This is a genomic window from Enterobacter sp. 22466 (assembly GCF_052044775.1).
Taxonomy (GTDB): domain Bacteria; phylum Pseudomonadota; class Gammaproteobacteria; order Enterobacterales; family Enterobacteriaceae; genus Enterobacter; species Enterobacter dissolvens.
The window spans coordinates 261,616-281,851 of the sequence record NZ_JBQENX010000005.1 but is presented as its reverse complement, the minus strand read 5'-3'; the positions used below and the strand labels follow the sequence as shown (position 1 = coordinate 281,851).

The following is a 20,236-nucleotide window of genomic DNA, read 5'->3' as shown; positions in this document are numbered from 1 at the left end:
TTGCGCCCTCTCCCCGTGGGAGAGGGTTGGGGTGAGGGTATCAGGCCGCACATACCCCGGAAATGTCACATCAAAAATCCGCTTTTAACACCACGCGATAACGGGCTTTGCCGTCACGTACGTGCTGAATAGCTTCGTTGATTTTCGACATCGGATAGAGTTCGGTGGTGGGAGACACTTTCGTGCGCCCGGCGAACTTCATCAGTTTGCGCAACTCGTACGGCGTACCGGTTGCAGAGCCGGACACGCTGCGATCCCCGCCGATCAGGGTAAATGCCGGAACCGGTAGCGGCTTCAGCACGGCACCCACCGTATGGAAGTTACCGCCGTAGGCCAGCGCTTCAAAGTACGGCTGCCAGTCGAGATCGACATTAACGGTGTTAATGATCAGATCGAATTGACCTGCCAGCGCGTTCAGGGCTTCCGGATCGCGGCTGTTCACCACTTTATCTGCCCCCATCGCCAGCACTTCTTGCTCTTTCGCCGGGTTAGAACTGAACGCCGTTACTTCACAGCCCATTGCGTGCAGCAGCTTGATGGCAATATGACCGAGACCCCCGATGCCAATCACGCCCACACGGCTGGTGGCGGTAATATGGTGCATCAGCAGCGGCTTGAAGACGGTGATACCGCCACACAGCAGCGGACCGGCGGATTCGATATCAATGCTCTCCGGCAGCGGGATGACCCATTGCCAGTCGGCGCGCAGTTTATCGGCAAAACCGCCCTTGTTGAGGATGGTTGGCACGGCGCCTTCAAGGCAGTTGATCTGGTTACCGCTGATACAGGCGTCGCAATGACCGCAACTGCGTGCGGTCCAGCCAATACCCACGCGCTGGCCCACTTTCAGGCCTTTGTCCTGCGCAGCGCTACCGAGCGCCACGACGCGGCCAATGACCTCGTGTCCGGCGACCAGTGGATAGCTTGAAAAGCCCCATTCGTTGTCGATCATGGAGAGATCCGAGTGGCAGATCCCGCAGTAATCAACCTGTACTTCGACGTCTTCTGCTTTTAGTTCGCCCGCATCGTACTCGTACAGCTCAAGTTCTGCACCCGCCTGCGGTGCGGCGTAGCTTTTTATCTTCGACATCGTGTTTCCCCCGTTGTGGTGTGAACTGAGAGTGTAGAGCATTCAGTTAACCACCGCTTAACAGAAGAGGGCGGGAACACAATTTACAGCGTTTTCAGCATCCTGACTTCGCAATCGACGTGGCCGGTACAGCCCAGCGGCGCATCGATATGCTGAAAGCCCAGATGTTCATACAGGCCGATGGCCTCTTTGAGGAAGGCGGTTGTTTCGAGGTAGCAGCGTGTAAAACCCTGATTGCGGGCATGTTCGAGTGCAACCAGCGCCAGTTTTTTCGCCAGGCCTTGCCCGCGAACTGATGGCAGGAAATACATTTTCTGCAATTCGCAGATATCCGGCTCGCTGCAGCTGAGCGGCGCAACGCCGCCGCCGCCTACCACCTGGCCATTCTGCTCAATAACCCAATAGGCGTGGCCTGGCTGGCTGTACAGCTGAAACAGCTCATCCAGATTCGGGTCGGCAACCGTATAGCCTTTATCGGCCGTCAGGCCATACTCGGCAGAGACGGTGCGGATAACGGCGGCAATCGCCGGGTTGTCCTGCTCAGTGATCCGACGCATCGTCGTCGCGACGGGGGTAATCACGCTCATAGCATTACTCATGACAAAAATTGACACACAACTGCTGTTAATAGCACCGCAGAAAGGGGAGTGCAAGCGAGGAGTTTTCAGGAAGAGTACCCCTTACGCCCTGAAGCGTAAGGGGTAAAAGCATTACAGGGCCGCAATAACCGCCTGCTGCTCAATCAGCTTGGTTTTCGCATCGGCGAAAGCAACCAGGCGTTCACGCTCTTTGGCGATGACCGCTTCCGGCGCGCGGGCGACAAAGCCTTCGTTCGCCAGTTTGCTTTCGATTTTGCCAATTTCCACGTCGACTTTGGCCACTTCTTTCGCCAGACGAGCCAGCTCGGCATCTTTGTCGACAAGACCCGCCATTGGGATCAGCAGCTCAGCGCCATCGATGATTTTTGTCACAGAGACCGGACCTTTGTCATCGGCTGGCAGCACGGTGATGCTTTCCAGACGCGCCATGGTTTTCAGGAAGGTGTTGTTCTCGGTGACACGACGAACAGCCGCGTCGCTGCAACCGCGCAGGAGCAGTTCCAGTGGTTTGCCCGGGGCGATGTTCATTTCTGCACGGATGTTACGTACAGCGACGATCGCCTGCTTCAGCCACTCGGTATCCGCTGAGGCAGCTTCATCCACTTTAGCAGCATCGAATTCCGGGAACGGCTGCAGCATGATGGTGTCGGCGTTGATACCCGCAATCACTTTCACACGCTGCCAGATGGTTTCGGTGATAAATGGAATGACCGGATGCGCCAGACGCAGCAGACCTTCCAGCACGGTAATCAGCGTGTTACGCGTACCGCGCAGTTCCGCCTCCGTTCCACCGTTCATGACCGGCTTCGCCAGCTCCAGATACCAGTCACAGAACTGGTTCCAGGTGAATTCGTACAGAATGCCCGCCGCGATGTCGAAGCGGTAGCTGTCCAGCGCCTCGCGGAACGCTTTCACCGTCTGGTTGAACTCGGCCAGGATCCAGCGATCGGCCAGAGACAGGATCATCTCGCCGCCGTTGAAGCCGCAATCCTGATCTTCGGTGTTCATCAGCACGAAGCGGCTGGCGTTCCACAGTTTGTTACAGAAGTTACGGTAACCTTCCAGACGCTTCATGTCCCAGTTGATATCGCGACCGGTGGAGGCCAGCGCTGCCAGGGTGAAACGCAGGGCGTCGGTACCGTGAGATTCAATCCCGTTCGGGAACTGTTTCTCGGTGCGTTTGCGGATCTTCTCTGCCAGCTGCGGCTGCATCATGTTGCCGGTACGTTTTTCCAGCAGCTCTTCCAGGGAGATACCATCAACCATATCCAGCGGGTCAATGACGTTGCCCTTGGATTTGGACATCTTCTGGCCTTCATCGTCACGGATAAGACCGGTCATATAGACGGTATGGAACGGAACCTGTGGCTTGCCGTTTTCATCTTTGATGAAGTGCATGGTCATCATGATCATGCGGGCAATCCAGAAGAAGATAATATCGAAGCCGGAGACCATCACGCTGGTTGGGTGGAACTGACGCAACGCGTCGGTGTTCTCTGGCCAGCCGAGGGTGGAGAAGGTCCACAGCGCGGAGGAGAACCAGGTATCCAGCACGTCTTCGTCCTGACGCAGGGCAATATCCGCGCTCAGGTTGTTTTCCTGACGCACTTCATCTTCACTGCGGCCAACGTACACGTTGCCTTCGTTGTCGTACCATGCCGGGATACGGTGACCCCACCACAGCTGACGGGAGATACACCAGTCCTGAATATCGCGCATCCAGGAGAAGTACATGTTTTCGTACTGTTTTGGCACGAACTGAATGCTGCCGTTTTCAACCGCTTCAACAGCCGGTTTTGCCAGCACGTCGGCACGCACGTACCACTGGTCGGTCAGCATTGGCTCGATAACCACACCGCCGCGGTCGCCGTACGGCACGGTCAGATCGTGAGGTTTAATTTCTTCCAGAAGGCCGAGGGCGTCAACGGCAGCCACAATTGCTTTACGCGCGGCAAAGCGTTCCAGCTTCTGGAACTCAGCCGGGATGTCGCTTGAGTAAACGTCGGATTCGTTGCCTTTGGTGTCATACACTTCTGCGCTTTCGCGGATATCACCGTCGAAGGTCAGAATGTTGATCATTGGCAGGGCGTGACGACGACCTACTTCGTAGTCGTTGAAGTCGTGTGCCGGGGTGATCTTCACGCAGCCGGTACCTTTTTCCATGTCGGCGTGTTCATCGCCCACAATCGGAATACGGCGGTTAACCAGCGGCAGCACCACGAATTTGCCAATCAGATCTTTATAACGCGGATCTTCCGGGTTAACGGCCACGCCGGTATCGCCCAGCAGGGTTTCCGGACGGGTGGTCGCCACCACTAAGTAATCTTTACCGTCTGCGGTTTTCGCGCCGTCGGCCAGCGGATAGCGGATGTGCCACATGGAGCCTTTAGACTCGCGGTTCTCCACTTCCAGGTCAGAGATGGCGGTGCGCAGTTTCGGATCCCAGTTTACCAGGCGTTTGCCACGGTAAATCAGGTCTTCTTTGTACAGACGGACGAACACTTCTTTCACGGCGTTGGAAAGGCCTTCGTCCATGGTGAAACGCTCGCGCTCCCAGTCTACGGAGTTACCGAGACGGCGCATCTGACGGGTAATGGTGCCGCCAGATTCTGCTTTCCACTGCCAGATTTTATCGATAAAGGCGTCGCGACCGTAATCGTGACGGGTTTTACCCTCTTCAGCGGCAATCTTACGCTCAACCACCATTTGGGTCGCGATACCCGCGTGGTCAGTCCCCGCCTGCCACAGGGTGTTTTTGCCCTGCATGCGCTGGTAGCGGATCATGGTATCCATGATGGTCTGCTGGAAGGCATGACCCATATGCAAACTGCCGGTGACGTTCGGCGGCGGGATCATGATGCAGAAGGACTCTTTGCTTTCATCGCCGTTAGGCTTGAAATAGCCCTGCTGTTCCCAGTGCTCGTAAAGCGGCTGTTCGATATCGCGTGGGTTATATGTCTTTTCCATTATTTCCAGGTTGCCGTATTCAGGTTAAAACCAGCCAGGCGGTACGCTTTGTAGCGTTCGCGCGCCAGTTGTTTCAAGGATTCTTCGTAAGGGACAAAGTCTACCACTTCTGTGAAAGCGGTGGCAAAATCTGCAAAATCTATCCGCAGGCTAATCAGAATATCGCGCGCGCTGCTGTTGCGCTTTTGCGGCCAGGCTATCTCTACCGGTGCGCCGCCGCGCGGACCTTCGCCAGACAGGTTATGCGGAACAAAACTCTCCGGCGGGCGGGCCCACAGCGCTTCGTCCAGGCGAATCGCCTGTTGTTCATCTTCACAGGCAATGAGCACACGCTTACCTGCGCGCCAACGTTCTGCGGCAATTTCACACACCAGCTGTTCTACGGCGCTGAGGCCATCCTGATGGGTGTCGTTGTCCAGAAGGTAGAACGTTGCATTCTTCATATATGGGGCTTCTTAGTTTGGATTCAAATGCAAAGCCGGGTGGCGCTACCGCTTACCCGGCCTACGGTTGAGTGGCGTTGTAGGCCGGGTAAGGCGTAACCTCCACCCGGCGTGTTACATCACTCGTCGCCATTAAATCCGGCGCGATTGAGCAGGAACTGCGACAGCAGCGCAACCGGACGACCGGTTGCACCTTTGGCTTTTCCGGAGCGCCAGGCGGTGCCGGCAATATCCAGGTGCGCCCAGTTGTACTTGCGTGTGAAGCGTGCCAGGAAGCAGCCCGCGGTGATGGCACCGCCAGGACGGCCACCGATGTTCGCCATATCCGCAAAGTTAGACTCCAGCTGTTCCTGGTATTCGTCACCCAATGGCAGACGCCATGCACGGTCACCGGCTTGTTCGGACGCGCCGATAAGCTCGTGCGCCAGCGGGTTGTGGTTCGACATCAGGCCGGTGATGTGGTGACCGAGGGCGATGACGCAGGCACCGGTCAGGGTTGCCACGTCGATCACCGCTTCAGGTTCGAAGCGCTCAACGTAGGTCAACACGTCGCACAGCACCAGGCGGCCTTCGGCATCGGTGTTGAGCACTTCAACGGTCTGGCCGGACATGGTGGTCAGGACGTCACCCGGACGGTAAGCACGTCCACCAGGCATGTTTTCGCAGCCTGCCAGGACGCCGATAACGTTAATGGGTAACTGCAGTTCAGCCACCATACGCATCACGCCGTAAACGGCCGCTGCGCCACACATGTCGTACTTCATCTCATCCATGCCTTCGGCAGGCTTGATGGAGATACCACCGGAGTCGAAGGTCAGGCCCTTACCGACCAGCACAATTGGACGCGCGTCTTCAGACGGATTGCCCTTGTATTCGATGACCGACATCAGGGATTCGTTCTGCGAACCGTTGCCAACCGCCAGGTAAGAGTGCATACCCAGCTCTTTCATCTGCTGTTCGCCGATGACGCGGGTGATGACATTTTTACTGTAGGAATCAGCCAGCTGGCGCGCCTGAGAGGCCAGATAAGCGGCGTTACAGATATTAGGCGGCATGTTGCCTAAATCTTTTGCGGCTTTAATCCCGGCGGCAATCGCCAGACCATGCTGGATAGCGCGCTCGCCGCTGGTCAGTTCGCGACGGGTTGGCACGTTAAAGACCATTTTACGCAACGGACGACGCGGCTCGCTTTTATTGGTCTTGAGCTGATCGAAGCTGTACAGGCTCTCTTTTGCGGTTTCGACAGCCTGACGCACTTTCCAGTAGGTGTTACGACCTTTGACGTGCAGTTCAGTCAGGAAGCAAACGGCTTCCATAGAGCCGGTATCATTCAGCGTATTAATTGTTTTCTGAATCACCTGCTTATACTGACGTTCATCCAGCTCGCGTTCTTTGCCGCAGCCAATCAGCAGAATACGTTCGGACAGCACGTTCGGAACATGGTGCAGCAACAGCGTCTGCCCAGGTTTGCCTTCCAGTTCGCCACGGCGCAGCAGGGCGCTAATGTAGCCGTCACTGATTTTATCGAGTTGCTCGGCGATCGGGGAGAGTCGGCGTGGTTCAAAGACGCCCACAACGATGCAGGCACTCCGCTGTTTCTCCGGGCTACCGCTTTTTACACTGAACTCCATGCACTACGCTCCTGAATCTTAAAGACAACAGCGGCTGCTACGGATAGAATTGAAACCTTTCGTAACTCAAGTCCGCTGTTGTGGTGACTTCGTGTTAATCTTACGTTATTACGGTTTCGACACGTCAGAAAAAGTCCTGAAGCGTGAATCCGCCGGATGTTTTAATCTTAGCGATGATTTCGACGACTCAAGAGAATAAATGACGTTTAAGCCATGAAACAAGCGATTTTCCAGCAAAGAGACGGGTTTTTACGGGCGTATTTAAAGTGATAATCATAAGATATCTGGTGCGGGAGACGCTCAAAAGCCAACTGGCGATCCTCTTCATCCTGTTGCTGATTTTTTTCTGTCAGAAGCTGGTTAAGATCCTCGGTGCGGCCGTTGACGGCGAAATTCCAACGAATCTGGTGCTTTCCCTGCTTGGTTTAGGGATCCCGGAAATGGCGCAGCTTATTCTGCCGCTAAGTCTTTTCCTCGGTCTGCTCATGACGCTCGGTAAGCTCTACACCGAGAGTGAAATCACGGTGATGCATGCCTGCGGCCTGAGCAAGGCCGTGCTGGTGAAAGCCGCCATGATACTGGCGCTGTTCACGGGGATCGTCGCCGCGGTGAATGTGATGTGGGCGGGCCCAATGTCCTCTCGTCATCAGGATGAAGTGCTGGCCGAAGCGAAAGCGAACCCTGGCATGGCGGCGTTAGCGCAGGGGCAATTCCAGCAGGCGACTGACGGTAACTCGGTGCTGTTTATTGAGAGCGTCGACGGCAGTAAATTCAACGACGTCTTCCTTGCGCAGTTGCGTACCAAAGGAAACGCGCGGCCGTCGGTTGTCGTGGCTGACTCCGGCCAGCTTGCTCAGCGCAAAGATGGTTCCCAAATCGTGACGCTGAATAAAGGCACCCGTTTTGAAGGTACCGCGATGCTCCGTGACTTCCGTATTACGGATTTCCAGAACTATCAGGCCATTATCGGCCATCAGGCTGTAGCGCTGGATCCAAGCGATACCGATCAGATGGATATGCTCACCCTGTGGAATACCAACACCGACGGTGCGCGTGCGGAATTCCACTGGCGTGTCACTCTCGTATTCACCGTCTTTATGATGGCATTGATCGTCGTTCCGCTGAGCGTGGTGAACCCGCGTCAGGGACGCGTGCTCTCGATGCTGCCGGCGATGCTGCTGTACCTGATCTACTTCCTGCTGCAGACCTCGATTCGCTCCAACGGTGCTAAGGGCAAGCTGGATCCGATGGTTTGGACGTGGGCCGTCAACAGTTTGTACATCCTGCTGGCGCTGGGATTAAACCTGTGGGATACGGTGCCAGTGCGCCGCCTTCGTGCCCGATTCTCGCGTAAAGGAGCCATCTAATGCAGGCGTTTGGCGTTCTTGATCGCTATATCGGTAAAACCATTTTCACCACCATCATGATGACGTTGTTCATGCTGGTGTCGCTCTCCGGCATTATCAAATTTGTCGATCAGTTGAAAAAAGCCGGGCAAGGGAGCTACGACGCGCTGGGCGCAGGGATGTATACCCTGCTCAGCGTGCCAAAAGATGTGCAGATTTTCTTCCCGATGGCCGCCCTGTTGGGCGCGCTGCTGGGGCTGGGGATGCTGGCACAACGCAGCGAGCTGGTTGTGATGCAGGCTTCGGGCTTCACCCGTATGCAGGTGGCGTTGTCAGTCATGAAAACCGCGATCCCGCTGGTGCTGTTAACCATGGCGATTGGCGAGTGGGTGGCGCCGCAGGGTGAGCAGATGGCGCGTAACTATCGTGCGCAGGCAATGTACGGTGGTTCGCTGCTCTCGACACAGCAAGGGCTGTGGGCGAAAGACGGCCATAACTTTGTCTATATCGAACGGGTGAAAGGCGATGATGAACTGGGCGGCGTGAGTATTTATGCCTTCAATGATCAGCGTCGTTTACAGTCTGTTCGTCACGCATCGTCGGCGAAATTTGACCCTGAACACAAGCAGTGGCGGTTATCCCAGGTTGACGAGTCTGACCTGACGGATCCAAAACAGATCACCGGTTCTCAGACGGTGTCCGGGACGTGGAAAACCAACCTCACGCCGGACAAACTGGGTGTCGTGGCGCTGGATCCGGATGCACTCTCCATCAGCGGATTGCACAACTATGTGAAATACCTGAAGTCGAGCGGGCAGGATGCCGGACGCTATCAGCTCAACATGTGGAGCAAAATCTTCCAGCCGATGTCCGTGGCGGTGATGATGCTGATGGCTCTGTCGTTTATCTTCGGCCCGTTACGTAGCGTGCCGATGGGTGTTCGTGTGGTCACCGGTATCAGCTTCGGTTTTGTATTCTACGTCCTCGATCAGATTTTCGGCCCGCTGACGCTGGTTTACGGCATCCCGCCGATTATTGGTGCGCTGCTGCCGAGCGCCAGCTTCCTGCTGATCAGCCTCTGGCTGCTTCTGAAACGCTCCTGATTGTCCTCTCCTCGCTTCCGGTTAGCCGGAAGCGAGGCTAATCTCCTGTTTCACCCCGCACTTTTTCTCACAACCTTCAACGCCGCGCCGCGAATTTGAGTATTATTGAGCGATAAAGTCGTGAAGGGATCCTCTATGAAGCAAATTCGAATGCTTGCCCAGTACTACGTCGACCTGATGATGAAGCTCGGGCTGGTGCGTTTCTCCATGCTGCTGGCGCTGGCGCTGGTTGTTCTGGCCATTGTGGTACAAATGGCCGTGACCATGGTGTTACATGGTCAGGTCGAGAGTATCGACGTGATCCGCTCTATCTTCTTCGGTTTGCTGATCACCCCCTGGGCGGTCTATTTCCTCTCTGTCGTCGTGGAGCAACTGGAAGAGTCCCGCCAGCGCCTGTCAAAGCTGGTCGATAAGCTGGAAGAGATGCGCGAGCGCGATCTGAAGCTCAACGTGCAGCTGAAAGACAATATCGCCCAGCTTAACCAGGAGATTTCGGATCGTGAGAAGGCGGAAGCCGAGCGTCAGGCAACGCTGGAGCAGCTGAAAATCGAAATGAAAGAGCGCGAGGTGACGCAGATTCAGCTTGAGCAGCAATCCTCTTTCCTGCGTTCGTTCCTCGATGCTTCACCGGATCTGGTTTTCTACCGTAACGAAGACAAAGAGTTCTCTGGCTGTAACCGGGCGATGGAGCTGCTGACCGGCAAAAGTGAAAAGCAGCTGATTCACCTGAAGCCGCAGGATGTCTATTCTGAAGAGGCGGCTGCCAAGGTCATGGAGACGGATGAAAAAGTCTTCCGCCACAACGTCTCGCTGACCTATGAACAGTGGCTGGATTACCCGGACGGGCGCAAAGCGTGCTTTGAGATCCGTAAAGTGCCGTACTACGACCGCGTCGGGAAACGTCATGGCCTGATGGGCTTTGGCCGCGATATTACCGAACGTAAGCGCTATCAGGATGCCCTTGAGCGTGCCAGCCGCGATAAGACCACCTTCATCTCCACCATCAGCCATGAACTGCGTACGCCGTTAAACGGCATCGTTGGCTTAAGCCGTATTCTGCTGGACACCGACCTGACGGCGGAGCAGGAGAAATACCTCAAAACGATCCATGTCTCGGCGGTCACGCTGGGGAATATCTTCAACGATATTATCGACATGGATAAGATGGAGCGCCGTAAAGTCCAGCTGGATAACCAGCCGGTTGATTTCACCAGCTTCCTTGCCGATCTGGAAAACCTGTCCGGCCTGCAGGCGCAGCAGAAGGGATTACGCTTTGTCATGGAGCCAACCCTGCCGCTGCCGCACAAAGTGGTCACGGACGGCACGCGTCTGCGTCAGATCCTGTGGAACCTGATCAGCAACGCGGTGAAATTTACCCAGAAGGGTCAGGTGGCGGTGCGTATCCGTTATGACGAAGGAGACATGCTGCACTTTGAGGTGGAAGACTCCGGGATTGGCATTCCGCAGGAAGAGCAGGACAAAATCTTTGCCATGTATTACCAGGTGAAGGACAGCAACGGCGGTAAGCCAGCCACTGGTACGGGGATTGGCCTGGCGGTATCGAAACGGCTCGCGAAAAGCATGGGCGGTGATATCACCGTGTCCAGCCAGGCGGGCAAAGGCTCAACCTTTACCCTGACGGTGCATGCTCCGGCGGTGGCGGAAGAGGTTGAGGATACCTTCGAACATGATGATATGCCGCTCCCGGCACTGCATGTCCTGCTGGTGGAGGACATCGAGTTAAACGTGATTGTGGCGCGCTCTGTGCTGGAAAAACTGGGTAACAGCGTGGACGTGGCGATGACCGGTAAAGCCGCGCTGGAGATGTTTAAACCGGGCGAGTATGACCTCGTTCTGCTGGATATTCAGCTACCGGACATGACCGGGCTGGATATTTCCCGCGCGCTGACAACGCAGTACGCGGCCGATGAACTGCCGCCTCTGGTCGCGTTGACGGCCAACGTACTGAAAGATAAAAAAGAGTACCTCGATGCCGGTATGGATGATGTGCTCAGCAAGCCGCTGGCGGTGCCTGCTCTGACCGCCATGATCAAGAAGTTCTGGGATACCCATGATGAAGAGGAGAGCACCATGACGTCTGTTGATAGCGCCAAAGCCCAAACGATTCTGGATACTGCCATGCTGGAACAGTACATCGACCTGGTCGGCCCCAAACTGATTACCGACGGTCTGGCCGTGTTCGAAAAAATGATGCCGGGCTACCTGAACGTACTGGAGTCCAACCTGACCGCGCGCGATCAGAAAGGGATTGTGGAAGAAGGACATAAGATCAAAGGCGCCGCTGGCTCTGTCGGGTTACGCCACCTGCAGCAATTGGGTCAACAGATTCAGTCACCTGATTTACCAGCATGGGAAGATAACGTGGGTGATTGGGTCGAAGAGATGAAACAAGAGTGGCAGAACGATGTGGCGGTGCTTAAAGCCTGGGTGGATGCCAGAAAAAAATGACCCCGGCTTAACCGGGGTGCGCGAATACTGCGCCAACACCAGGGAAATCGTGGCTGCGCCTGATTTTTCGTGTTGTTTTCGCATGGGCGCCGCCTGAAAATTTAGGCCGCACGCAGATAAGATAGCAAATCTTAAATGATTTGTTACATGAATCAGTGAAATGTGTGAAGCATAGCGTTTTAATCAAAATTAATTATGTGCTTCAGCGAGTTGCAAAGAAGGAACGTCATGATGAAAAAGATTGGTGTCGTACTGAGCGGATGCGGTGTTTACGATGGTTCCGAAATACATGAAGCCGTCATCACGCTGCTGGCCCTGGCAAGGCAGGGAGCAGAAGCGATCTGTTTCGCACCGGACAAAAAACAGGCTGATGTGATTAATCATCTGACCGGCGAACCCATGGCGGAAACCCGTAACGTACTGATCGAAGCGGCGCGTATAGCGCGTGGCAATGTTCACCCTCTTATTCAGGCGGATGCGACAGAGCTCGACGCGTTAATCGTGCCGGGCGGATTTGGCGCGGCCAAAAATCTCAGTACCTTTGCTTCAGAAGGGACGGCGTGTCAGATCGATCCCCAGCTGAAAGCGTTATCACAGGCGATGCATGCGGCGGGTAAACCGCTGGGCTTTATCTGTATCGCGCCGGCGATGCTGCCAAAAATCTTTGATTTCCCGCTGCGTCTGACGATCGGCACCGACATTGATACCGCCGAAATCATCGAGGAGATGGGCGGCGAGCACGTCCCTTGTCCGGTGGATGACATTGTGGTGGATGAAGACAACAAGATCGTCACCACCCCTGCCTGGATGCTGGCGCAGAATATTGCCGAGGCCGCGACGGGCATCGAAAAGCTGGTGGCCAGAGTGCTGGTGCTGACTGAATGAGTCGTAAATTCGGTGCAGGCGCATGGGTGAAACGTATTCTGTTGCGCATTGTTCTTGTGCTGGCGGTGTTCTGGGGCGGTGGACTCGCCTTATTCAGCATTATGCCGGTACCGTTTTCTGCCGTGATGGTCGAGCGTCAGCTTGGGGCATGGTTCACCGGTGATTTCAGCTATGTCGCCCACTCGGACTGGGTAAGCATGAGTGAGATCTCGCCTTATATGGGGCTGGCCGTGATTGCCGCAGAGGACCAGAAATTCCCGGTGCACTGGGGGTTTGACGTGGCGGCAATCGAGAAAGCGCTGGCGCATAACGAACGTCATGAAAACCGCGTGCGTGGCGCATCGACATTATCGCAGCAGACGGCAAAGAATCTGTTCCTGTGGGACGGCCGCAGTTGGGTGCGCAAAGGGCTGGAGGCGGGGTTGACGCTGGGGATGGAAACGGTCTGGAGCAAAAAACGCATTCTGACCGTCTATCTCAATATCGCTGAGTTTGGTGACGGTGTATTCGGTGTGGAGGCCGCCGCGCAGCGCTATTTCAATAAACCGGCCAGCCGACTGAGTATGTCTGAAGCGGCGCTCCTGGCCGCCGTCTTACCAAATCCTATCCGCTTTAAGGCCAACGCTCCGTCAGGATACGTGCGAAGCCGTCAGGCGTGGATCATGCGCCAGATGCGTCAGTTGGGAGGGGAAGGTTTTATGGAGCGCAATAAATTAATGTAGGGCGGGTAAGCGCAGCGCCACCCGCCTGAATAGCAGACCTTAATCTTCGTCGAACCCGGCGTTAAACAGTGCAATGACTGCCGCCAGCGCTTCTTCTTCCTGGGGACCGGTGGCTTCGACTTCAATCTGGCGACCTTTGGCGGAGTCCAGCATCAGCAGCGCAATGACGCTGTTTGCTTCCGCTTCGGTCCCTTCATCATTTCGCAGCAGAACTTCCGCATCGAAACCCTGCATCAGTTCAAACAGCTTCATCGCCGGGCGCGCGTGCATGCCCAGCTTATTGGTGATCTCAACGGTCTGTTTTACGGTCATGTTTTACGTTTTTCCAGCGTGCGATGACGGGACTGAACGTTCTTTCCGCGCGAACGGAAATAGTCGGCCAGCTGTTCGGCGATGTAGACCGAACGATGTTTACCGCCGGTACAGCCAATCGCCACCGTCAGATAGCTACGATTGTTTGTCTCCAGCATAGGTAACCATAGCTCAAGGTAGCTTCGCGTCTGGTAGATAAAATTGTGAACTTCTGTGTGCCTGTCGAGGAACGCCGCGACGGGTTTATCCAGACCGGTCATCGGACGCAGTTTCGGATCCCAGTGCGGGTTTGGCAGGAAGCGCACGTCGAAAACGTAATCCGCATCGATAGGAATACCGTGCTTAAAGCCGAATGACTCAAAGACCATCGTCAGCTCACGCTCGCGTTTGCCCAGTAAACGGGTGCGCAGCATTTCTGCCAGCTCGTGAACGGACATTTCTGAGGTGTCGACAATCAAATCGGCGCGTGAGCGCAGCGGCTCCAGCAGGTCGCTCTCTTCGTCGATTGCGCTCTCCAGAGAGAGGTTCTTGCTGGAAAGCGGGTGCAAACGACGGGTATCGCTGTAGCGACGGATGAGCGTGTTGCGGTCAGCGTCAAGGAACAGCAGCTGAGGCGAAAACGTGTCCGGCAGGTTACTCATCGCCTGTTCAAAGATTTCTGGCGATTCAGGCATGTTACGGACGTCGATGCTGACGGCGGCAGAGATTTGTCTGTCTGCAAGGGTGCGCGCCAGCTCGGGCAGCAGTACCACCGGCAGGTTATCTACGCAGTAAAAACCCATGTCTTCCAGCGCGCGCAGGGCCACGGATTTCCCCGACCCCGAACGGCCACTGACAATCATCAGCACCATGTTCCGTTTCTCCTCAGGACAACAGATGTGAAGGCCATCTCCTGGTTACGCATCATCCTGACTGCCTTCTGCTTCAGTGATAATTTGATAGAGCTCTTCATCACTTTGCGCTGAGCGCAGTCGACGGCAGATGATTTTATCGGCCAGGCGTTTAGCGACCAGTGAAAGTGTATGCAGATGGGTTTTCGTCTGGTCGGCAGGAACCAGCAGCGCGAAGAGGAGATCAACGGGCTGGTTATCGATGGCATCAAAGGCAATAGGCGTTTCCAGTTGCACAAACACACCGACGGCACGCAGGGTGTCCTCTTCCAGTTTGCCATGCGGGATCGCAATGCCGTTGCCGATACCGGTACTGCCCATTTTTTCACGGGTCAGGATGGCTTCGAACACGACCTGCGGCGGCAGGCCCAGCTGTTTTGCGGCCAGTTCACTGATAATTTCCAGGGCACGTTTTTTGCTCTGGCAGTGAACGCCACTGCGGGTACATTCCTGGTTAAGGACATTGCTCAATTGAAGAGCGGAATCGTTGTTCATCATAATTTCACCTAAGCGCTAACTGTACAAATGGCCTGTTGTGTTCCACAACAGGCCTTCCTGCACCCGTTAACTGCCCGGACAATTAGTGTTGTTTCAGTTTATCTTTATGTTTATTGAGCTGTCGTGCAAGCTTATCAATCAAGCCGTCGATAGCAGCGTACATGTCTTGCCCTTCCGCACTGGCGTGGAGTTCGCCCCCATTGACATGCAGGGTTGCATCCGAGATATGAGTCACTTTTTCCACTTTCAACACAATATAGACCTGATTGATCCTTTCGAAATACTGTTCAAGTTTCGCGAACTTAGTATTCACAAAGTCGCGCAAGGCCTCAGTAATCTCGACGTTTTGTCCAGTGATGTTGAGCTGCATAGTGTCTTCCTTATCGGTTGTGTCAGACCAGCTGTTTACGCTGGTTAGACGGCGGAATGGATAAAGACTCTCGATACTTCGCAACAGTACGACGTGCCACCATAATACCCTGGTCGGACAGCATGGTGGTTAACTTACTGTCGCTCAGTGGCTTCGCGGGGTTTTCCGCGGCGATCAACTTCTTCACCAGGGCACGAATCGCCGTTGAGGAGGCTTCGCCCCCACCTTCGGTGTTCACATGGCTGGAGAAGAAATACTTAAGCTCAAATATGCCGCGAGGACTGTGCAGATACTTCTGCGTGGTCACGCGGGAAATGGTTGATTCATGCATCTCGACGGCCTGGGCGATATCCGCCAGCACCATCGGTTTCATATACTCTTCGCCCTGCTCAAAGAAAGCTTGCTGCTGTTCAACGATGCAACGGCTCACGCGCAGCAGCGTATCATTCCGGCTCTCCAGACTTTTGATTAACCATCGCGCTTCCTGCAGGTTGCTACGAATATACTGGTTGTCGGAGTCGTTACGTGCGCTGGTACACATGGAGGCGTATTGCTGATTGATTTGCAGGCGAGGAATGCTGTCTGAGTTGAGTTCAACGACCCAGCGGCCATTGTGTTTTCTGACCAGCACATCCGGAATGACGTATTCAGGTTCGCTGGTCTGGATAGACTGACCGGGGCGAGGATCGAGCGACTGGATCAGGTTAACCGCCTCTTTCAGCACCTCTTCTTTCAGACGCGTAACGCGCATCAGGGTACGGAAATCATGGTTAGCCAGCAGATCCAGATGATCGCTGATGATTAAGCGGGCCTCATCGATCCAGGGCGTCTCTTTACTGAACTGCGAAAGCTGGATCAGCAGGCAGTCGCGCAGATCTTTTGCCGCCACACCCACCGGGTCGAAACGCTGAATGCGCTTCAGAACGGCTTCTATCTCTTCGAGTTCAATCTCGTCATCGCCCATGCTTTCCAGAATATCGTCGAGCGTGACGGTCAGATAGCCGGTGTCGTCTACGGCATCGACAATGGACGTGGCAATCGCACGATCGGTATCGGAGAAGGGGGTCAGCTCCACTTGCCACATCAGGTAATCCTGCAGTGACTGGGTGGTTTCACCCTGATAGACAGGTAGCTCGTCATCCTGGTAGTCTGCACGCGTTCCGGAAGGGGTCCCGGCGGTGTAGATTTCATCCCAGCTGGCATCCAGTGGAAGCTCGTCCGGCATCTCTTTTTGTTCGAGAGCATCAACGGTATCAAGGGTTTCCGTGTCCTGCGCTTGCTGGGTGTCTACCTCGTCATGAAGATCGGCTTGCTCCAGCAGCGGATTGCTGTCCAGCGCTTGCTGGAGCTCCTGCTGGAGTTCTAATGTGGACAGTTGCAACAGGCGAATCGCCTGCTGTAGCTGCGGCGTCATCGCCAGTTGTTGGCTGAGCCTTAATTGCAAACCTTGCTTCATGTTCAGAGCATTTTTCTCCGGTTCGGCGTTACGTTACCTCTACCCTATCAGAGTCTGAAGTCTTCCCCAAGATAGACGCGCTTAACATGATCATCTTCGAGGATCTGTTGCGGCGTACCGTGGGCGATCAGATTGCCCTGGCTCACAATGTAGGCGCGTTCGCAGACGGCCAGTGTTTCACGGACGTTGTGGTCGGTGATCAACACGCCAAGCCCGCTGTCGCGCAGGTGCTCAATAATACGTTTAATGTCGATAACGGAGATCGGGTCAACACCCGCAAACGGTTCATCCAACAGGATAAACTTCGGATTTGCGGCCAACGCGCGTGCAATTTCAACACGGCGGCGTTCCCCCCCGGACAGCGCCTGACCGAGGCTGTCACGCAGGTGTTCAATGTGAAACTCTTCCATCAGCTCGTTGGCGCGATCCTGACGCTGCTCGCTGGTCAGATCGTCACGAATTTGCAGAACGGCCATCAGGTTATCGAAGACGCTCAGGCGACGGAAAATAGAGGCTTCCTGCGGCAGGTAGCCAATACCACGACGCGCGCGCGCATGCAGCGGCAGAAGGCTGATGTCTTCATCATCAATGATGATGTTACCGGCATCGCGCGGGACAATACCGACGACCATGTAGAAGGTCGTGGTTTTACCCGCACCGTTAGGGCCAAGCAGGCCAACAATTTCGCCGGAGTTGACGGTCAGACTGACATCTTCCACGACACGGCGGCCTTTGTAGGCCTTCGCGAGATTTTTTGCAGTTAATGTTGCCATAACGAATTAGTTACTCTTCTTCTGTGCCGGGGCCTGGCCCTTGCCTTTGTCCTGCAGCTGAGACGGCACCAGCACGGTGGTGACACGTTTGCCTTTCTCGCTGGAGGCCTGCATTTTTTGCTCTTTCACCAGATAGGTGATCTTGTCACCGGTGATATTGCTATCGAGCTGTTCCAGATAGGCGTTGCCGGTCAGGATGACCAGATCTTTCGCCAGTTCATAATGCATGTGGCTGGCATGACCTTTCACCGGTTTGCCGTTGTCCTGCATCTGGTAGAACGTGGCCGGGTTGCCGTAGCCATCAATGATCTCTTTGCCCTGTTCGCCACCTGGACGGGTAACGACCACCTTATCGGCGTTAATCTTGATGGTGCCCTGGGTCACGACGACGTTGCCGGTAAAGGTAACGACATTACCCTGCATATCAAGAGACTGTGTATCGGACTCGATATGGATCGGCTGTTCAGTATCGCCAGTAACAGCAAGCGCGGGAAGACTGGCCGCCAGCATCGCGCTGGCGATAATTACTTTAAGGCTGAGTTTGTTTGTTTTGAATTTCATAGGAGGTTCTAACCTTTTCAATCAGCTCGGCGTTTTTGCTGCGTAAGTTCCCGCGCATTCTTAAACCGCTGGAATTAAATGTTGTGCCGTACAGAGTAACCAGATCCTGCGACGTCACATCCTGGGTTACCAGGTTGATCTGGGCATTATCTGTCGTAATTTTGCGCAGTTGTGCGTCAGCGGTCAGGGCGTTGACTTCAACGTGGCCATAGAGATAAAGCATACGGTCATTTGTCAGTTTTGCCCGGTCAGACTTAATTGACCACGTCGGCACTTTGTCCTTATCAAACGTCGTCATCACCGGCTGGGTAAACCACGAAATACCGTCATCTGAAAAATATTCAACGTGCTGGGCAATCAGGCGATAGTTCAGCGCACCTTCCGGGCTATAGACTACGGTATCACTGTGATCGCTTTTATAGGTTGGATCGTTATTGTTGATCACTTCCGTTTGCGTATCGTCACGATCGGCAAGGTTCACGCCAATCAATATCAGTGCGACAAGCGAAAGCAGAATGATAACCCAACGTCTGGTTTTACTCATATCGATTGCCCTTTGGCCTCATCCAGCTTACCCTGCGCCAGCAGAAGCAGATCGCAGACTTCACGTACGGCACCACGGCCACCATTGATGTGGGTAACATAATCAGCCCGCGGGATCAGCAGCGGATGCGCATCCGCAACCGCGACACTCAGGCCAATCTCGGCCATAACCGGCCAGTCAATCAGATCGTCCCCGACATAGGCCACCTGTTCTGGCGCGATAGACAGTTTACCCAGTAAATCGTTGAAAGCCGCCATCTTATCGGATTGCCCCTGATACAGATGGGTAATGCCCAACGTTTCACAGCGATCTTCTACCAGTTTAGCTTTTCGCCCGGTGATGATGGCAACCTCGATACCCGATGTGAGCGCACAACGAATACCGTAGCCATCGCGAACGTTGAACGCTTTCAGCTCTTCACCATTATTGCCCATGTAAATCAGGCCATCGGACAGTACGCCATCCACATCCAGAATCAGCAGACGGATGTTTTCCGCCTTTGCCATTACCTGGGTACTGACCGGACCATAACAGGTTGCAAGGGATGCACCCGCATTACTCATTGTCTTATCCTTCATTACACTACGCCTGCGCGCAGCAGATCATGCATATGTACCACACCCAGCAACTGGTCGCCATCGGCAACCATCACTGAGGTGATATGTCGGGACTGCATCAGGTTCAGCACATCCACCGCCAGCGTGCCCGGGCGAACGCGAATACCGCCAGGCGTCATCACATCGGCAATACCGAGAGTGCGGACATCCACGCCCATGTCAAACACGCGACGCAGGTCACCATCGGTGAAAATCCCCTCGATCTTCATCAGGTCGTCACACACTACCGTCATGCCCAGATTTTTACGGGTGATTTCCAGCAGCGCATCACGCAGGGAGGCCTCTTTACTGACGTGAGGGATTTCATCGCCAGTATGCATAATATCGTTAACCCGCAGCAGCAGTTTCCGCCCCAGCGCACCGCCAGGATGGGACAGCGCGAAGTCTTCAGGGGTAAAACCGCGGGCTTCAAGGAGCGCAACGGCAAGCGCGTCGCCCATCACCAGCGCCGCGGTGGTACTGGACGTCGGTGCGAGGCCCAGCGGGCAGGCTTCTTTCGGCACTTTCACGCAGAGATGAATATCCGCCGCACGCGCCATGCTGCTTTCCGGGCGGCTGGTCATGCAGATGAGTGGCACCTGCAGTCGCTTCAGAACCGGAATCAGCGCCAGGATCTCATTGGACTCACCGGAATTCGACAGGGCAATCACGACATCCTGCGGCGTGACCATGCCCAGATCGCCGTGTGCCGCTTCCCCTGGGTGTACAAAGAATGAGGAGGTTCCGGTGCTGGCGAATGTTGCAGCCATTTTGCGACCAATGTGACCGGACTTGCCCATCCCCATCACCACGACTTTACCGGCACAGTAGAACATCTTCTCACAGGCCAGACTAAAATCCTGATTAATGTACTGATCTAACTGCGCCAGACCTTCACGTTCAATCTCCAGAACGTCTTTGCCTGCTTTCTGAAAGTCAAAACCCGGCTGCAATTCTATTTGCGACATAATGCGTTTCCGT

20 protein-coding genes are annotated in these 20,236 nt (G+C 54.9%); 5 read left to right on the top strand and 15 right to left on the bottom strand.

What is annotated here, in order from left to right; genetic code table 11:
• Positions 1-70 precede the first annotated feature (70 nt).
• The 5 genes from ahr to pepA all read right to left on the bottom strand — a co-directional run bounded on the left by ahr (position 71) and on the right by pepA (position 6,730).
• The gene (ahr, locus tag ACTJJI_RS15585) at positions 71-1,090 is read right to left on the bottom strand and encodes an NADPH-dependent aldehyde reductase Ahr (protein ID WP_118283320.1); all 1,020 of its coding nucleotides are present in this window, start codon (positions 1,088-1,090) and stop codon (positions 71-73) included.
• Between the two features lie 83 nt (positions 1,091-1,173).
• Entirely contained in the window at positions 1,174-1,677 is a 504-nt protein-coding gene (locus ACTJJI_RS15580) for a GNAT family N-acetyltransferase (protein WP_046887328.1), read from the bottom strand.
• 123 nt (positions 1,678-1,800) lie between these two features.
• A complete protein-coding gene (locus ACTJJI_RS15575) occupies positions 1,801-4,656 on the bottom strand; it encodes a valine--tRNA ligase (RefSeq protein WP_348579532.1) in 2,856 nt (951 codons plus the stop codon).
• Positions 4,656-5,099 (bottom strand): DNA polymerase III subunit chi, encoded by a 444-nt coding sequence (holC, locus tag ACTJJI_RS15570; protein ID WP_008502815.1) that lies wholly within the window; start codon positions 5,097-5,099, stop codon positions 4,656-4,658. The genes ACTJJI_RS15575 and holC overlap by 1 nt, the downstream gene beginning before the upstream one ends.
• Positions 5,100-5,218: 119 nt before the next feature.
• Positions 5,219-6,730 carry a leucyl aminopeptidase gene (gene pepA, locus ACTJJI_RS15565; protein WP_014833462.1) on the bottom strand — a complete coding sequence of 504 codons (1,512 nt, stop codon included), beginning with the start codon at positions 6,728-6,730 and terminating at the stop codon, positions 5,219-5,221.
• A 266-nt stretch (positions 6,731-6,996) separates the two neighbouring features.
• On the opposite strand from pepA, the gene lptF reads away from it, so the two are divergent.
• The 5 genes from lptF to mtgA all read left to right on the top strand — a co-directional run bounded on the left by lptF (position 6,997) and on the right by mtgA (position 13,255).
• Positions 6,997-8,097 carry an LPS export ABC transporter permease LptF gene (gene lptF / locus ACTJJI_RS15560; protein WP_014833461.1) on the top strand — a complete coding sequence of 367 codons (1,101 nt, stop codon included), beginning with the start codon at positions 6,997-6,999 and terminating at the stop codon, positions 8,095-8,097.
• Positions 8,097-9,179, top strand: coding sequence for an LPS export ABC transporter permease LptG (gene lptG / locus ACTJJI_RS15555; protein ID WP_014833460.1), 1,083 nt, complete (start codon positions 8,097-8,099; stop codon positions 9,177-9,179). Before lptF ends, lptG begins: the two co-directional genes overlap by 1 nt.
• Positions 9,180-9,314: 135 nt before the next feature.
• Entirely contained in the window at positions 9,315-11,648 is a 2,334-nt protein-coding gene (gene arcB, locus ACTJJI_RS15550) for an aerobic respiration two-component sensor histidine kinase ArcB (protein ID WP_046887329.1), read from the top strand.
• A gap of 231 nt (positions 11,649-11,879) precedes the next feature.
• Positions 11,880-12,533 (top strand): isoprenoid biosynthesis glyoxalase ElbB, encoded by a 654-nt coding sequence (gene elbB, locus ACTJJI_RS15545; RefSeq protein WP_440654771.1) that lies wholly within the window; start codon positions 11,880-11,882, stop codon positions 12,531-12,533.
• Positions 12,530-13,255, top strand: a complete 726-nt coding sequence (gene mtgA / locus ACTJJI_RS15540) for a monofunctional biosynthetic peptidoglycan transglycosylase (RefSeq protein ID WP_047361203.1) — start codon at positions 12,530-12,532, stop codon at positions 13,253-13,255. The genes elbB and mtgA overlap by 4 nt, the downstream gene beginning before the upstream one ends.
• A 39-nt stretch (positions 13,256-13,294) precedes the next feature.
• Here mtgA and npr read toward each other — a convergent pair whose 3' ends face one another.
• The 10 genes from npr to kdsD all read right to left on the bottom strand — a co-directional run bounded on the left by npr (position 13,295) and on the right by kdsD (position 20,223).
• Positions 13,295-13,567, bottom strand: a complete 273-nt coding sequence (gene npr / locus ACTJJI_RS15535) for a PTS phosphocarrier protein NPr (RefSeq protein WP_003861872.1) — start codon at positions 13,565-13,567, stop codon at positions 13,295-13,297.
• Complete coding sequence (rapZ, locus tag ACTJJI_RS15530) at positions 13,564-14,418, bottom strand: RNase adapter RapZ (RefSeq protein WP_013098945.1); 855 nt, start codon at positions 14,416-14,418, stop codon at positions 13,564-13,566. Before rapZ ends, npr begins: the two co-directional genes overlap by 4 nt.
• Positions 14,419-14,463: 45 nt before the next feature.
• Entirely contained in the window at positions 14,464-14,955 is a 492-nt protein-coding gene (gene ptsN, locus ACTJJI_RS15525) for a PTS IIA-like nitrogen regulatory protein PtsN (RefSeq protein ID WP_440654715.1), read from the bottom strand.
• Positions 14,956-15,037: 82 nt separating this feature from the next.
• Positions 15,038-15,325 carry a ribosome hibernation promoting factor gene (gene hpf, locus ACTJJI_RS15520; RefSeq protein ID WP_013098943.1) on the bottom strand — a complete coding sequence of 96 codons (288 nt, stop codon included), beginning with the start codon at positions 15,323-15,325 and terminating at the stop codon, positions 15,038-15,040.
• A gap of 22 nt (positions 15,326-15,347) precedes the next feature.
• On the bottom strand, positions 15,348-16,781 hold the full coding sequence (gene rpoN, locus ACTJJI_RS15515) for an RNA polymerase factor sigma-54 (protein WP_014833456.1): 1,434 nt from the start codon (positions 16,779-16,781) through the stop codon (positions 15,348-15,350).
• 47 nt (positions 16,782-16,828) lie between these two features.
• Entirely contained in the window at positions 16,829-17,554 is a 726-nt protein-coding gene (gene lptB / locus ACTJJI_RS15510) for an LPS export ABC transporter ATP-binding protein (protein ID WP_013098941.1), read from the bottom strand.
• Positions 17,555-17,560: 6 nt separating this feature from the next.
• On the bottom strand, positions 17,561-18,115 hold the full coding sequence (gene lptA, locus ACTJJI_RS15505; protein ID WP_014833455.1) for a lipopolysaccharide ABC transporter substrate-binding protein LptA: 555 nt from the start codon (positions 18,113-18,115) through the stop codon (positions 17,561-17,563).
• Positions 18,084-18,659: an LPS export ABC transporter periplasmic protein LptC gene (lptC, locus tag ACTJJI_RS15500; RefSeq protein ID WP_047361205.1), complete on the bottom strand. Its 576-nt coding sequence runs from the start codon at positions 18,657-18,659 to the stop codon at positions 18,084-18,086. The genes lptA and lptC overlap by 32 nt, the downstream gene beginning before the upstream one ends.
• Positions 18,656-19,222: a 3-deoxy-manno-octulosonate-8-phosphatase KdsC gene (kdsC, locus tag ACTJJI_RS15495; protein ID WP_014833453.1), complete on the bottom strand. Its 567-nt coding sequence runs from the start codon at positions 19,220-19,222 to the stop codon at positions 18,656-18,658. Before kdsC ends, lptC begins: the two co-directional genes overlap by 4 nt.
• A 14-nt stretch (positions 19,223-19,236) precedes the next feature.
• Positions 19,237-20,223 (bottom strand): arabinose-5-phosphate isomerase KdsD, encoded by a 987-nt coding sequence (gene kdsD, locus ACTJJI_RS15490; RefSeq protein ID WP_014833452.1) that lies wholly within the window; start codon positions 20,221-20,223, stop codon positions 19,237-19,239.
• Between the last annotated feature and the right edge of the window lie 13 nt (positions 20,224-20,236).